We start from the raw sequence: 15,778 nt of genomic DNA on the forward strand, positions 1-15,778 counted from the left end.
ACTCAACAGTGTCGACCCGTACGCCTACCTCGCCGACGTCATCACTCGCATCGTTGCAGGCCATCCGCAAAGCCAGCTCGACGACCTGCTGCCCTGGGCCTATGCCCCCGCGCCACTCAAGGCCGTGGCCTGAGAACAGCGGTTACGATGGCTACCACTTCCTTGGCAGTCAATCGCAAGATCGGAAAATAACAGTTGCCTTGAGGGGCCTGCCTGCATCGAGTGGGCCTAGTTGAATGTTAATGTATGATGGCCCGGCTCTACGGCCGGGGTGACCGGCGAAGCTGATCCGGATCGCGCGGCCGGCCAAGGGGATGCTTCCGGCGCACGCGGTTTGTAACCCAGCGATAAATTTGGCCGCACGGTACTATGATACTGGCGCCAAACTTCTATGCCGATCAGGGCTCCCTTCAGCGCGTGGAAGTTTTCACAATCGAGCAGTTCGTCACAAAGCTTCAAGTTGAAGCTCTCGCACCACTCATTTTCCCAAGAGCTGCCAGGCATGATGTAAACGGTCTTAGCGCAGGGGTGGCGATCCATTCACGCAGAGCCTTGGCAATGAACTCGGTGCCACTATCAGATCGAAATCTGGCGGGACGCCGCGCAAGATGAACAGGCCGGTGAGAACGTCGATCACATCGACGGCTTTGAGCCTCCAATTGGCCCTGATGGAGATGCATTCCCTCATGAACTCGTCGATTACGTTGAGCATGCGGAATTTCCTTCCGTTATGGGCGCAATCCTCGATAAAGTCATAAGACCAGACATGGTTGGAATATTCCGGCCGCAACCGGATGCGTGATCCCTCGTTCAGCCACAGGCGGCTTCGTTTGGGCTGCTTCTGCGGAACTTTCAGTCCCTCGCGCAGTCAGATCCGTTCAGGCCGTTTGACTTTCACTACCTAGCCCGCACGCTGCAGCAGCACCGTGATACGGCGATAGCCGTAGCGGCCAATTGGATGGCAAGCGCGATGATATCGGCAGTCAAAGCCGCTTCATCACCTGGTGTGGTTGGAACCTTGCGCTGCATGGAACGATGCAGGCCGAGAACCCAGCACGCACAGTACTCGCGGAGACCAAGCTCCGGCAACAACATTTTACACACAAGCACGGCGGCGCGCGAGCTCGGAAGTTTTCCCGCACAGCTTCCACCAGGACCAGTTTGTCCAGCGTCAGGTCGGAGATGGCGCGGCGAAGACGTGAGTTCTTCATCTTGAGCTCCTTCAACCGCCTGACCTGGCCGCCCTTCAACCATCGTATTCAGCGCACCAACGGTGGTACGCAACTTCCCTCACACCAAATGATCGAGTCGCGTCCGCAACCGATTTTCCTTATGAGCTCAGAACATCAACCTGCCGCATCTTCGTGACGAACTCTTTCGCGCAGTGTCTCCTTCTTGCCATTTCTACAATCCTCCACTGGCTCAAAAGCCATACCTTGGTGAGGACCACTTTTCAGGGGACAGGCCACATCTTCTGCTCCAAACACCACGGTCCGCTTCGCAAAGGGTGCTGGAACTGTTCGTCATGGGTAATCTGTTTTCTGATGCATGCAGCAGTCAGAGCTAGAAATCGGCGCTCTTCGAGGATACTTAAACAGCTATTGCTTCGCAAAAACCCGGCGATAGAGCGCTAGCAATTCTGCAGAATTCATCTGCGGGTCAAAGTTGCGTTGAGCCATTGCCTTTGCCGCAACACCCATCCTGAAAGCCAATTCCGGCTCGCGGGCTAGCTTCTCGATGGCGCTTGCAAGCGCTATCGGATTACGAGGCGGCACGGCAAGGCCCGTCTCTCCATTGATCAACGTGTCGGAAGTCGGGTTTTGGATTGCAACTATGCTTGGAACACCGGCAAAGGCCGCCTCGAAAATCGGGCGTCCAGGTGCATCATAGTGCGAGGGGAAACAAAGCACGTCCATACGCGCATAAGCCTTCGCAATATTATGACTGAATCCGACCATATGGAACCGATTGCGAAGCTGATAAGCATCGATGGCTACTTCGACCTCAGCCTTCATATCTTGGCGCAGCCCCAACAGCCCGAGTGCTCGTGCGCGCAGTCCGCGCGACGGCGCGGCATCATCGCCAACCACGATGTATTCAACGTCAACGCCTCGCTCATTCAAGATACGAGCCGCTTCTACAAGATCATGAATTCCCTTCACTTTCAGTAGATTGCCGACAAAACCAATCTTTAGCGACGTTTCGCGGAGTTTAAGACGAGTTAAGCTGCCATCGTCAGCGGCCGCGCCAGATGGAGTAAAGGCATTGTGAATGACCTCTGTGGGCAAGTCCTCTGGCAAGCTGCGTCGTACGGTTTGATCAATGGCCACAACCGCTTCAGCCTTCTCCCGTAATAGGTGATTTACAAAACGGGTACGCAACGACTTGTCGTTGGAGGCCACAGATCGCACATGCACAACAACCGGAACCTTGAACCACCAACGTGCTAACAGCCAAGGCAACAATCCGGTGAACTCGTTGACATGGATGATATCGACCTTCGGCCAGAGCCGGCGCGCCCGCCGCAATGCCACGAAGGTGGCTGGTAACAAGGCAATTTCGCGAGCTAACACGAGCCACCGCAAACCGCAGTATCTGCCATATCGCGTGTTATCGAATTGACTAAGCCCTCTTGCTTCAACAACCTCGCCGAGGGAAGAGAAGAAGCGCGTCGCCGTCCCGGACGGCGCTACAAAGAATGCTTTCACGGCCCCTTTTGGGAAAGCGCCGATCGCCTCTGAAAGGCTGCGGGACGAGCCGCCAAAAGCGCCAGTCATATGAATGTAAAGGACCGTCAGCATCAATTGTCCGTGTCAGCCGATGTAGCGGCGCGTCGCGTTGACTAAGGTTTTCGCTTTCTCGAATAACGAGTGACTGGTTCTATAGTCTAAGAAAGTCTTGTTTGGCGCCTGCATCATTGCTTCCATGCTATCCGGCGTCTGACGCAACTTTTTTGTAGCATAGTCGCGATCTTCGATGAGGAGATTTTCCGGGTATACGGGCTCCTCTAATCCGCGCAACGCTTCATCACGAGTCATCTGACCTGACAATATCAAATTCGAATAGTGCGCTTTACGTTTATCGATATTAAATTTCCGCAGCAGCCAATAAGCCTGATAAAATCTAGTGTATATAGATTCATAGTGCTTACCTCCATAATACACCCACCCAAGCTTACCCTGAAGAACATCCATCGCCTCTTTCTTTTCGTAGTCAATATAGTTTAAAATAGATATCAATCTAATTTTTCTAAAAAATACATAATAAAATAAGCGAGCAAGTGAAAAATGCGGGTACGTTGCCAGTTTTGTGGAGCCAAAACGGCGATGCACGTCGCTCACATACCTCCAGTCAAAATAGCCATACCCCCACTTTTCTGGCAAAATGGCTTCGGAAACGATATTTGTCCCAGTAATAACATACTTGAGGCCGTATTTATTCGCCATCTCGTAGAGCAAGGCAAAGATAGCATGATCTGTCGGGACTTCTCCGTCCGGAGTTGAGGCTTTCAGAAAAGATAATTGCAGATCTCGAAATTCCTCCCAATCGATGACATGAGTATGTAAATCAATTCCAAGTACATCCAACGTCTTTTGGATATTTGCAACCGCAAGTTCCGAATTCCAGCCATTATCGAGATGAATAGCTAGTGGTCTCAGACCCAAATTCTTAACGACATAAGCAACATAAGTGCTATCGACACCGCCACTTACGCCGATAACGCAGTCGTAATCTTTGCCGGCTCCCGCTGCTTTAATTTCTGAAACGAGCGCCTCAAGTCGAGCAGTCCGTTGCTCGGTCGGGATCAGCCTTTGCATCGAAACCCTATCATAACGATGACAGTGGCTGCAGACCCCATCGTTGTCGAACACGATGTCAGGATCCGTCGTATCCATTATGCAGCGGGTACAGATAATCGTCATATCAAATTCCAAACAAAATCCCTGACGCTGTGAGTGCACTCAGACAGATCAGTTGCGTTCTATGCCAGTGCAATGGACGCTCTGGAGAATCGGATCAACCAAAAAAACAACCAGCCCTTAGCCACGGCTACGGCAGATGGAGCAAGAGAGCATTCCACGAACAAAGGGCACCTCGCCTTTTCAAGAACGAGAAAGACATTGTGTCAGGTTTTGCACATTCTCAGCTCCCATGCGGGCAATCATCGCAAAGCGGGCATATGATGGTAATCGGGAGCACGCACAAAATCGCGTCATGCAAAGACCGCCTCAAGCTCTTCCCGATTTGGATAGGTTATCAGAACAGCCCGGTGCGGGCCATGAAAGACAAACATCGCGCCTGCAGCAACTGCGGAAGCACCACCATCCTTCACCGCTTTGCTGAAATCCGTAAGACTACCGGCGCCGCCCGAGGCAATTACGGGAATATTCACCGATTTGCTAACCGCCGATATCAGGTTGGTGTCATAACCCTTCATCGTTCCGTCGCGATCGATTGAAGTGAGAAGAATTTCACCCGCGCCTCGTTCCTGCGCATGCTTGCTCCAAGCGACGGGATCGAGTTTGGTCGTCTTCGATCCACTGCTTGAAAAGACCTTATAATGACCCAAGAAATTTCTTTTGACATCAACAGAAACGATCACGGCTTGGCTACCGAATTCCCGGGCAGCGGCCTCGATCACGCTCGGATCATGAATTGCAGCACTATTGATAATGATTTTCTCGACACCAGTATTAAGGATTCGTCGCATTTCCTCGATCGTTCGAATCCCGCCTCCGTACGCAACAGGCATGAAGCATTCACTTGCTATGCTCTCCACGACTTCATAAGCGGGACCCTTTCCCTCTCTGGTTGCACTTATGTCAAGCAAAACTAGTTCGTCGACCTCTTTGTCGTTGAATATCTTTATGGCGTTGATGGGATCTCCTACATATTTGGGTTTGGCGAAATTCGTGGTTTTCACCAGTCCTGCGCCACGAAGTAGCAATGTGGGAATCACGCGAATCCTCAACATCTAGCCTAAAGACCCCGCTATCGATTTCAGTTCTGTCGCATACCTATTCGAGACAGCTATCGCCGCTCGACAAACCTCTTTAGAAACCACATTCCGAACTTATGGCTCTTCTCGGGATGGAATTGTGCAGCGATTACGTTCCCCGCAGCGATCGACGCAGTAATTGCTGCCTTCCCGTAACGGGCCTCCAATAGTACGTCATCTTGGCTGTCGCATACCACGTGATAGGAATGAGCAAAATAAAATCGAGCGCTGGTTGGTAGAGCGCTCGCAAAGACATCATCTTTTCTTACAAAAACTTCGTTCCATCCCATATGTGGAACCTTGAGATCAGGATCATCCCGCTGGTCAAACCGTTTTGCAACCGCGTTTAGCCAACCGAGACCATTTAAAGTACCCTCCTCACTACCTCGGGTCATCAATTGCATGCCGAGACAGACACCAAGCACAGGCACCTTCTGCACCAGTGCCTTCTCGGTTAATATGGGCACCATGCCGCTCTCGTTGAGCCTCTTCATTCCAGCGTCAAAAGAGCCGACCCCAGGCAAGATTATCTTGTCAGCATCTCGAAGTTCCCCTGACGTCGACGCCAATCTGGAAGAAGCCCCAATCTTCTTTAACATGTTCTGCATGGAGCCGAGGTTACTCGTCCCATAATCAACAATAGTTATCATCGGGAAGCCATCTCTCTTTCTAGCCCATCAAGGATATTCTGACGTCTGAGGTGACACACAGCCAAAATCGCGCACCCTAACGATATCGGCGAGATGTTGCGGCGACTTGAGAAGGTAGGCGCTTCCTTCGTTGAGAAGATCTTGCACAGCTTGGTATCCTGGCCATGGGGACAACGGCAGTTGGAGTTCTAATCCCGAGTGAATCGTAGTGCAGGCCGAAAACACGCTCACATGCAAATCAGGCAAGGCAATCACCTCGTGCGTCACGGGACTATCATTACCCGAACCGATAGTCACACGCCTGTCTGATCGGATTACCGGGTCATCAAATTCCGCGGCAGAATCACATAATGTCCGCCTCTTAAACACGTTGAGTTTTCTCTGAAGATAACTAGAACTGAATTCCGCTAGGCTCAGCCCGCCAACAAGCAGCTCAGACGTCTTCCGCAGCACGGCTCGACCGTGGGACTCAACCGAAAAACAACCAAGGTTGGCACGGCCGATTAACAACGACGTGCAGTCAAACACCGCCCGCCCATAGGCGTTTCTTTCATTAAGCTCCAGTCGTCCGGCGTCCAATGACGACATCTCGCCACCAGGAACAGCGTCGATCAGATCATCAAAATAGACGTCGAAACGGCCGCACCCATCGTGACCTCTTAACCCCGAATTCGATGTCTTTCCAATGTAACGGAATCCGCGCGGCGCCCTGACGTAACCCCAGCCTCCCTGAAAAAGCGCCCGAATGAGAGAAGCTATTGTCATCGGGATCCGACGCAAGCCCAGATTCTGAAGTGCCAAGCCAATTTCGAAACGCAGAAACCGCCAGAGCGAAATACCGTCGACGACCAAATCGCAAACGTGGTTGTGCGTCTCAAAACCGCGAAGCAGCGAAGCCATTTCCGGCTCCGACCTGGTCGCCCTTGATAGGGCCATCATCTCATTCCGAATATGTCTGCGACAAGCTTCATCGATTCCCACGAATCGTCGATCGTAGCGAGTGAGTGCATTTGCCCTCGCACAGCGGCAGCGGCCTGCATTGCCTGCCAGCGGAGACCCGGTTTGAACATGGTGTCGTCCTGGCTAATTTCGAGCGGAATCTGCGTACGTGTTTCGCGGAGTTGTAGGCTCCCCTGCTCCAAAGGGCGCAATTCAAGTCTTTTGTGAGGCGTGGTTATAGTTAGGCTCCACGGTCCGGGCCCATTCCATATACCTTCGTAAAGGCCAACATCACCGCTATCGAAGGTCACCTTGGCTATGACAACTCCCGGTTCCTTCGGATTCCAGGCGATAACCGGCGTGACGTCGATGATCTTGCCTCGGCCGAAAACCCTGAAATAGTCGATTACGTGAATGGAATTGGCGAACATGTAGTTTTCGGCCACCAATTCAGGCTGACCATGGTTGCGCATGGCTGCCTCCTGATCTTGCTGATCAACCACTTTGATGAACCGTGGGGCATCGACATTTTCCAATGCCTTTAGAGCCTCGCGGGTCGATGAATACGCGCGGCGATTGAATGCCACATAAACGTTGCGACCACGCGCGGCGTCTCGAATAGACGTCGCATCAGCCAAGTTGTAACCGGCGGGCTTTTCCAGAAGCACTGACCACGGATGGGCAAAGCACTGACTTGCGACAGCAGCCGTCGACAGTTCAGGAACCGTGACCACCACTAAATCTGCCTTGGTAGCCTCATACAGAGTCTGAATCGAAGGATATGCAGGAATATTGAATTCCTTACCCAACTGCGCAGCGCGTTCATGTGTGCGGGATACTATTCCCGCTAACCGCACCCCGGACAAACCCTCGAATGCGCGCAAATGTTCGCGCGCCATATAACCAGCACCGATCACTGCGATAGAAATGTCCAGCACGTTACTTCCTTCTTAAGGATACTGCGTTGTTCGCATGGAAACACGATCGCCGGCGCCGCCAGCAATCAGCGTGTTATTCGCCTTTTCCAGGTGTTGGCAACCGAAAATCCGATTGGTGCCAAGACGCAAAGGGCGCAGGCCACGGCATCGGATGGGCTCTCCGAGCAACAAAAAAATGTTCCGGCAAACATTATCATCTGCACGAACAGAAACGTCTGCTCAACTCCAGCAAGGCCATTGCTCTTCAATAGCAGCTAGGAAGCGCGGATTTGAGCATGCCTGCGGTGGCGGATAACAGCAAGAACGGAAGCTCCTCTCCGCCCCTGCCAAACCATGGCTAACCCCAGAATGAGCAATAGTGAAAGCCCAAGATCAAGCGTGGCTTGAGTCAACCTGAGCAAGCCGAACCGCTACGGTTTCCGTGCAGATTGCCAAATGGAAAGTTGTATTTGAATAGCCAACCTGCTGCCGAGGTCAGCACCGCGATCATAAGCCACTCCAACGGCAACTTGGTGAACTCAAACAGCCAGTTGGCGAGGAAAAAGACTGCAAAAAACAACAGTTTCGCTGACCGCAAGGATCAGTGAGCGGGATACGACATAACGGGGAAAGTCGATCACCCCCGGTCAAAGAAACGCATGCGACTGCACCGCGTACACTTAGGCCATTAAAGCACCAAGCATCTGTACGACGACAGCGAACATCGCTACCATACCATAATCTTCTGGTGGAAGCCTCCTCGTCAAGATGGGCAGTGGTAATTACGGAACCGCTGCCGCGAGCGCACTTGTAACAACGTAGATAGTCGCAGATTGGAGGATGCTTTCGCCGAACTCATCCGGGAAAGAACCCCCCTATAGCATCCGCCACCCGATCAATATCCGAATTCGACATATGCTCGCCAATTGGCAGGGAAAGCAATTCCCTGTCACTTCGGCATGCGAACATGTCTTCCTTCGCTTGAGGATGCTTCCTGTAGGCAGGCAGCTTAGGCAACGCTATAGGGTAATGAACCCCTGTTTGAATGCCCCGGTCGCCAAGATGCTTGGCAAGCTCATCACGTCGTTCTGTTCGAACAACAAAAAGATGATAAACTTGCTTTGCCCAATTCTTTCGAATCGGCAAGGTCAACTCCGGAAATCCGGACAACACCTCAAGATACCGGTCTGCAAGAGCGATTCGCTTATTTGTCCACGCGTCCAGATGCTTTAATTTGACTGACAGGATGGCAGCTTGCATGCCGTCAAGCCTCGAGTTTCGCCCTTCAAATTCATGGTCATATTTCGCGACGCGGCCGTGATTGGCAATCATCCGCATCCGCCGCGCTAGATCAATATCGCTGGTTGTAATCGCGCCAGCGTCGCCATACGCACCCAGATTCTTTCCGGGATAGAAGCTGAACGTCGCCACATCCCCGAGCGTGCCAACTTTTCGACCGCGGCATTCGGCACCATGCGCTTGAGCGCTGTCTTCGATAACCTTTATTCCGTATTCACCAGCAAGCCCCATGATCTCGTCCATGTCACAGGGATGACCATATAGATGGACTGCAATAATTGCTTTAGTATGGACAGATAGTTTATCGCGCACCGTTTCCGCGGTTAGCGTATAACTGTGCGGGTCGACATCGGCGAACACGATTTTATGTCCTGCCCGGCCGACCGCCTCGGATGTAGCGATAAAACTATTGGCTGGTACAATAATCTCGCTATCGGCTGGCAACCCGAGCGCTTCTATCGCGATCTCCAGGGCATCGGTGCCGTTAGCAACGCCAATGCAGTCCGATGAACCCACCCAATTCCCGAAGTCTTCCTCGAACTGACGAACGTGACGCCCGCCTATGAAAGCTGATTCTTCGATAACGGCGGCAATGGCCGCGTCGATCTCCGGTTTTATCGACTGATATTGCGTATTGAGGTCAAGAAACTTGATCATGGCAGATCCTTGATCTTGCGGGCCGGGTTGCCAGCATAAATGGCGGCTTCAGTGATATCTTTGGTGACGACTGCGCCGGCACCGATAACGGCCCGATCACATATATATACTGGCAGTATCGTAGCGTTGCTGCCGATCGAGACCCGGTTTCCAACCCGTGTTGATTGCCATAGGCTCTTATCGCCACGCGCAGGCCCCCCGCGCGAAAACCGGTCATTGATAAACATCACACCGTGACCGATGAAGCAGTCTTCCCCGATGCTTGTGAATTCACATACGAAGCTGTGCGACTGTATTCTGCTACCCCGGCCGACGGTGACCGATTTCTGAATTTCCACAAAGGGGCCGATGAACACTTCGTCCTCGACATTGCAGCCGTAGAGGTTGCACGGCTCGATAACGGTGACGTCACGCCCGAACGATACATCTACGATTCCCGCCGAGAGGCGTCTAACGTCAGCCATCGCGTCTACCCAGCAAAGGAAAGACCGGGGCGGACTTGAGATCGATTCGCTGTCCTGTTTCGATAGACTTATAGATCGCGTGAATAAGTTGGAGACTCCGTCGTCCTTGGGTGCCGTCAACTAGATGCGGTACTGATCGATCCAAACAATCAACCACATGCTGATAATAGGCTTGATGGCCGAAGCCGTAGACGCTTGGAGGATTGACTGAGTATCTTTCCAACACCTCTGCGTCCCCTTCCTCTTCGTGAGTAAAACGCCAAGTCAGCATCTTGTTGACCGCAAAGCCACCAATTACGACAGTGCCTTCTGACCCCAAAATGGACAAGGAACCCTCTAGATCTGTTGGGCGTGCAGCTGTTGTCGCTTCTATGACCCCGAGTGCTCCGCTAGCGAATTTCAAAGTCGCGATGGCAGTATCTTCTGCTTCGATATGGGCAAGGGACGTTGTTGCCATCCCCTGAACTGACTCCACTTCGCCCATCATCCATTCCAATAGATCTATATGATGACTGGCCTGGTTGGTCAGCACACCACCATCGAGCGCCCAGGTACCTCGCCACGAAGCTTGATCATAATACGATTGCGGTCGACACCAGCGTACCCTCACGGTGCCAAGGACCAGTTTGCCAAAGCGACCACGCTGCAGAGCATCACGTAACTTAATCACAGGGACGTTGAAACGGTTCTGCTTGACGACGAACAGCCTTACATTCGCCTCCTCGCATGCAAGAATCATCCTATCAGCATCGTCTAGGCTCAAAGCCATCGGCTTTTCAACGACGATTGGCATGCCATAACCTGCAAGCTCTATGACCTGGTCGGGGTGTTTTCCGCTTTCAGTCAAAACGGACACTGCGTTTACCAAACCCGACCGCATCATTTCGTGCATATCGACGAACCAAGGAACTCCGAATTCGTCAGCGATGGCCTTGGCTCTCTCTGGCACAACGTCGCAAACTGCGCCCAGCGAGGCACCGGGAACAGCCTTGTGTCCAAGCAGTTCCGAATGTCTCTTTGCTATGCGGCCACATCCAACAAGACCAAACTTCCAACGATCCATATCGTTGCGTTCCTGACTATCGGGCGACACCAGTCGTACTGGCTACCGCACAGTTGCTGTAAAAATTTATGACGAAGGACGAACCGTCTGACGACCGATCGAATAGTAGACGATGCCCGCCGATCGCATTCGTGAGGGTTCGTATATGTTGCGCCCATCTATCACGATCGGATGGGCTAGAGTGTGAGTAAACAGCGAGGGTTCGACTGTCCGGAAGGCCTTCCACTCGGTACATATCACCAGCGCATCGCTACCATGAAGCGCATCGATTGCAGTTTCACAAAGAACTAGGTCAGCCCGATCACCGTATATACGACTACATTCTTCCATCGCCTTCGGATCAAATGCCCGAACCCGAGCGCCCGCTGCCCACAAACTGTCCATCAGAGTTCGGCTTGGCGCTTCACGCATGTCGTCCGTATTTGGCTTAAAGGCGAGTCCCCAAACGGCGATTGTCTTTCCTGCCAGGTTCCCAGAGAATGCGTCAGAAACTTTGGCAAATAAATTTTGTTTTTGGTTTTCGTTGACCAACTCTACCGCGGCGAGCACGCCGGCATCCAGTCCCAAGCTCGCAGCGGAACGAGTGAGTGCCCTTATATCCTTAGGAAAGCAGGAGCCGCCGTAGCCACACCCCGGATATATGAAATGATAGCCTATCCGTGGATCAGAGCCGATGCCGATGCGCACATGCTCAATATCTGCTCCAATGCGCTCGGCGATATTCGCCAACTCATTCATGAGACTAATTTTGGTCGCCAGCATGGCATTTGCGGCATATTTAGTCAGTTCAGCCGACCGGATATCCATCGCAATTATTTTGTCGTGATTGCGATTATAAGGCGCATAGAGTTCGCGCATTAACTCTAGGGCTTGAGCAGTTTCTGCGCCAATGACGATACGTGTCGCCTTTGTAAAATCGTCGATTGCAGCACCCTCCTTGAGAAATTCAGGGTTTGAGCAAACATCAAAATCGATGCTCTGATTGCGTGCCATCAACTGCTTCTTGATCTCGCTTTCGACAGCGTCAGCCGTCCCAACGGGAACCGTAGACTTGTTTACGATGAGCTTGTATTCTCCCATATGGATGCCGATCGTTTGCGCGACCGCCATTACATAACGCAAGTCGGCACTCCCATCCTCGTCCGGCGGGGTTCCCACAGCGATAAACAATATGTTGCCATGGGCAACGCCTCTGGCAGCATCAGTTGTGAAATCCAGATTTCCGCCAACTCGATTGGTTTCGATCATCGCTCCCAGACCGGGCTCATAGATCGGCACAATGCCATTGCGCAGTTTCTCGATTTTATCCCGGTCGACGTCGACGCAAACAACATCATTGCCGACGTCGGCCAGGCACGCGCCTGTTACCAGTCCAACATAGCCGCTACCGAAAACCGTTATTTTCATCAAAGCCCAAATTCAGAATTGCTGCGTCGATCACAAAGACGCGGCTTAATGCCATTTTTCATTTTACATGTCGAGATTTTCAACGACCATACTCACCCGCGATACAACAGAAAACGGTTCCGCAAAAAGATTCACATACGCTTCGAGAATGAGCGCATGCAGATTCCAACCAGTCCACCACCGCCAACAACAGCAGCAACCTGAACCACAGGCGTGGGCCAAAAAACTGTCGCTATGGCCAACGCGCAAAGCACCAAATTGAGAGCAAAGACCGTCGAAGAGATGCGCAGCGCCGAAAGACCGCTATCCGCCGCTCTTTGATAATAATGGGTACGGTGCGCCTTCCAAAGCTGCTCGCGATTCACCAAACGCCGGCAGGCAGTCACCGTTGCGTCGGCACAAAAATACAAAGGCAGAAGGATTGCTACCGCCCAATACCCTTGCGCCGCTGTTTCATACAACAACCAAGCTACGATAAGCCCTATTGGAAGCGATCCAACATCCCCCAAGAACAGCTTTGCTCGCGGCCAGTTGAATAAAGCAAAACCCAATAAGGAGCCACAAAGCGCCACAGCTACTAAACTTTCCAACGACCCCAAAAATCCGAACCATCCCAACAATCCGATACAAGCAGTAAGGGGCACCATTTCGCCGACCACAATAAGGTCCACGCCATCCATAAAATTTACTAGATTGATAAACCAAGTACCAGCAAGTATCGTAACCAGAAAAACAACCTGGTACGGCATATATGCTTCTAGAATATTTGACCCATCTACCCCCCACATAAGAACGACTGCAACTGCGGCAACCTGGCCAATGAATCGCACCAAAGGTGGCACATCCCATTTGTCGTCCAGAGCCCCAACGATAGCCAAGAAAACCGCTGAACAAGCTAAGATGTGCAGCCGCAATCCATTAACGTTGTAATCTGAGGCGACAATACCGATCCAGACGCACAGCACCGTCACGATCACCACAGCTGCGCCACCTCCCTGAGGGGTCGGAACGCGATGTCCTGACCGCTCGTTCGGTTGAGCCGTCAAGTAACGCGCGAAAACCGGCATCATCGCAAAAGTGAGACCGGCACATAAAACAAAAGACAAAAGAATGATAACGATCAAAATGACCATAACGCGCTCGTCAATTTTTCAGCAACTTAGGTTTCGGCCGCCAAGGCTCTTCAAACAGAGCGGCCATTGTCTAATGTCGTCAAACCATCCAGGTCAAGACAGCCGCCCGATCAACGCGCTCCGCGTCCACGATCAACGAGACATCAAATCGAAGCCTCGAACCACGAATCGTCGCGTCATCACCTTCAAAAGCTAATGCCGATCACGTAAAAGGTGGAAGGCATATTGCCAGATGCCTTGTTGACATAATTTGCTCGTTGTATGCCGGCCTGCGAGTATGCCCATTTGAAGATCGAGTAAGAGAACATTGTCCAGGAAAATCACTCTGCGCCGTTTGGCAAATCTCTGCGACATTGCAGTTGCAGCACTGGCATTTCTAGCCGCTTATATAACCGCTTATGGCAGCATTTCGGCTGTTGACGCCGGCGGGGTTCTCATCAAGACTTTTGCATTTGCTGCTGTTAGCGGCATCATGTTCTGGGTATTCGGACTAACGCGAGGGTCTTGGCGCTATGTTTCAATCCCGGATGTTATCTCAATCATCAAAGCTTCGCTTTTCGCCATAGCTATCTACACCATCGGCGCTTTTCTTCTCTTCCGCGGCGACAACATTCCTCGAAGCGTGCCAGTTCTCACTTTCTTTTTTCAGGTGGTAGGACTTTCAGCTGCGAGACTTGCTTACCGACTGAGTCTCGAACGAGCGGAGCTTTTTCCCGCAATTTCCAATTCACGGCGTCCGGGGGGTACTCGGCAAGTTCTGCTCCTTGGGCTGTCAGATCACGCGGAAAGTTTCATCCGAGCAGTAAACCGACAGCAAAATTCGAACATCAATGTCGTCGGAATTCTTGATGATTCCCATATCAATGAGGCACGTGCCGTCCGCGGAGTGCGGGTTGTAGGAGCGTTCAACGATCTTGAAGCAATACTTAGGCGACTGGCTGCTGGCCGGAAGCAGGTAACTGAGATTATCGTCACCGAAGATATGCCCGATCGCCGTCGACTGGGGGTAATTGTTGAGAAAGCGACTGCTTGTGGCCTGAAAATATCGAAAATACCAGACCACACGCAACCAGCGACACTTACCAATGGAACGGTTTTTGAACTGAAGCCCATCGAGCTGGAAGATTTACTGGGTCGTCCTGAGGTACATACCGATATCGACGGTGTCGCGCGATTGATCAAGGGCTGCAGGGTACTTGCGACCGGTGCGGGCGGCTCAATCGGCTCAGAACTTTGCCGACAGATCGCAACGTTTGGCCCAGATCAGTTAATCATCACGGACAGTTCCGAATTCCATCTTTATATGCTCGACAAGGAATTGCGTGAGACACATCCAAACCTCACGATTGTTACTCGCATTGCCAATGTTCGCGACGAGGGGCGCATCAACCAGCTATTTGCACAATTTAAGCCAAATGTCGTCTTCCACGCGGCCGCGCTGAAACACGTGCCGTTGGTCGAAGACAACCCTGTTGAAGGCGTGAAGACGAACGTCGTTGGCACCTGTAACGTAGCAAATGCGGCGGTGGCGAACGGAACATCCACTTTCGTTATGATATCAACGGATAAGGCTGTTAATCCGACCAACATTATGGGCGCTACGAAACGAGCGGCGGAGGCTTATTGTCAGTCTCTGGACGTAGGGTCCCCCCACACGCGTTTCAAGACAGTTCGGTTCGGCAATGTGCTTGGTTCCAATGGATCTGTTGTTCCACGCTTTCAGGAGCAGATCGCTACTGGCGGACCCGTGACTGTAACCCATCCACATATTGTTCGGTTCTTCATGACAATACCGGAGGCGGTACGGCTGGTTTTGCACGCATCTGCCCAAGCCATGGGGCGCCCAACTGAGCGCGGCAAGATAATGGTTCTTGACATGGGGGAGCCGGTCAAAATCGTCGACTTGGCCGAGCGAATGATCCAGTTAGCTGGCTTCAAGCCACACATCGACATTGACATAGTTTTTACCGGGTTACGCCCCGGCGAAAAATTGTACGAAGAGCTCTTCGATCCAACGGAAATACAGGATGGCCGTACCGAACAAGGTTACGTGATTGCCGCGCCGCGCGTGATCGACCAAGCGTTGCTTGAGCGAACACTGAAGGGTCTAACCGAAGCCGTAGAACGAAATGACGTAGAACGCAGCATCGATCTGCTTTCCCATATCGTGCCAGAATATCGTAGAGAGTATACCGACCCCACCCAACCAGTTTCAGAAACGGTTATGAAAAAACCTTAGTTATCGGCATC

13 protein-coding genes and 1 pseudogene are annotated in these 15,778 nt (G+C 52.1%); 2 read left to right on the top strand and 12 right to left on the bottom strand.

The window, feature by feature from the left end:
• Positions 1–133 (top strand): transposase domain-containing protein (locus AB4136_RS12580; protein ID WP_441931251.1); only part of this gene is annotated, 133 nt, incomplete at its 5' end.
• Between the two features lie 95 nt (positions 134–228).
• On the opposite strand, the pseudogene AB4136_RS12585 reads toward AB4136_RS12580, so the two are convergent.
• From AB4136_RS12585 to AB4136_RS12640, 12 genes and pseudogenes are all read right to left on the bottom strand, one after another.
• Positions 229–1,402: pseudogene (locus AB4136_RS12585) on the bottom strand (IS3 family transposase).
• Positions 1,403–1,598: 196 nt separating this feature from the next.
• Positions 1,599–2,801 carry a glycosyltransferase gene (locus AB4136_RS12590; RefSeq protein WP_024925200.1) on the bottom strand — a complete coding sequence of 401 codons (1,203 nt, stop codon included), beginning with the start codon at positions 2,799–2,801 and terminating at the stop codon, positions 1,599–1,601.
• A 12-nt stretch (positions 2,802–2,813) separates the two neighbouring features.
• Positions 2,814–3,923, bottom strand: coding sequence for an N-acetyl sugar amidotransferase (locus AB4136_RS12595; protein WP_081766930.1), 1,110 nt, complete (start codon positions 3,921–3,923; stop codon positions 2,814–2,816).
• Between the two features lie 290 nt (positions 3,924–4,213).
• On the bottom strand, positions 4,214–4,975 hold the full coding sequence (locus AB4136_RS12600) for an AglZ/HisF2 family acetamidino modification protein (protein WP_024925198.1): 762 nt from the start codon (positions 4,973–4,975) through the stop codon (positions 4,214–4,216).
• 56 nt (positions 4,976–5,031) lie between these two features.
• Positions 5,032–5,649, bottom strand: a complete 618-nt coding sequence (gene hisH, locus AB4136_RS12605; protein ID WP_024925197.1) for an imidazole glycerol phosphate synthase subunit HisH — start codon at positions 5,647–5,649, stop codon at positions 5,032–5,034.
• A 27-nt stretch (positions 5,650–5,676) separates the two neighbouring features.
• A complete protein-coding gene (locus AB4136_RS12610) occupies positions 5,677–6,549 on the bottom strand; it encodes a hypothetical protein (protein ID WP_137901198.1) in 873 nt (290 codons plus the stop codon).
• A 35-nt stretch (positions 6,550–6,584) separates the two neighbouring features.
• Complete coding sequence (locus AB4136_RS12615; RefSeq protein WP_024925195.1) at positions 6,585–7,526, bottom strand: Gfo/Idh/MocA family protein; 942 nt, start codon at positions 7,524–7,526, stop codon at positions 6,585–6,587.
• Positions 7,527–8,360: 834 nt separating this feature from the next.
• Positions 8,361–9,461 (bottom strand): DegT/DnrJ/EryC1/StrS family aminotransferase, encoded by a 1,101-nt coding sequence (locus AB4136_RS12620; protein ID WP_024925194.1) that lies wholly within the window; start codon positions 9,459–9,461, stop codon positions 8,361–8,363.
• Positions 9,458–9,925: an acyltransferase gene (locus AB4136_RS12625; RefSeq protein ID WP_024925193.1), complete on the bottom strand. Its 468-nt coding sequence runs from the start codon at positions 9,923–9,925 to the stop codon at positions 9,458–9,460. Before AB4136_RS12625 ends, AB4136_RS12620 begins: the two co-directional genes overlap by 4 nt.
• Complete coding sequence (locus tag AB4136_RS12630) at positions 9,918–10,988, bottom strand: Gfo/Idh/MocA family protein (protein WP_024925192.1); 1,071 nt, start codon at positions 10,986–10,988, stop codon at positions 9,918–9,920. Before AB4136_RS12630 ends, AB4136_RS12625 begins: the two co-directional genes overlap by 8 nt.
• A 66-nt stretch (positions 10,989–11,054) precedes the next feature.
• Positions 11,055–12,395 carry a UDP-glucose dehydrogenase family protein gene (locus tag AB4136_RS12635; RefSeq protein WP_137901197.1) on the bottom strand — a complete coding sequence of 447 codons (1,341 nt, stop codon included), beginning with the start codon at positions 12,393–12,395 and terminating at the stop codon, positions 11,055–11,057.
• Positions 12,396–12,526: 131 nt separating this feature from the next.
• Entirely contained in the window at positions 12,527–13,528 is a 1,002-nt protein-coding gene (locus tag AB4136_RS12640) for an MraY family glycosyltransferase (protein ID WP_024925190.1), read from the bottom strand.
• A gap of 307 nt (positions 13,529–13,835) precedes the next feature.
• Here AB4136_RS12640 and AB4136_RS12645 point away from each other — a divergent pair, with 307 nt between their 5' ends.
• The gene (locus AB4136_RS12645; RefSeq protein WP_244431222.1) at positions 13,836–15,767 is read left to right on the top strand and encodes a polysaccharide biosynthesis protein; all 1,932 of its coding nucleotides are present in this window, start codon (positions 13,836–13,838) and stop codon (positions 15,765–15,767) included.
• Positions 15,768–15,778 lie beyond the last annotated feature (11 nt).

Origin of the sequence: Mesorhizobium sp. 2RAF21 (genome assembly GCF_052115345.1) — a bacterium.
Lineage (GTDB): Bacteria > Pseudomonadota > Alphaproteobacteria > Rhizobiales > Rhizobiaceae > Mesorhizobium > Mesorhizobium terrae.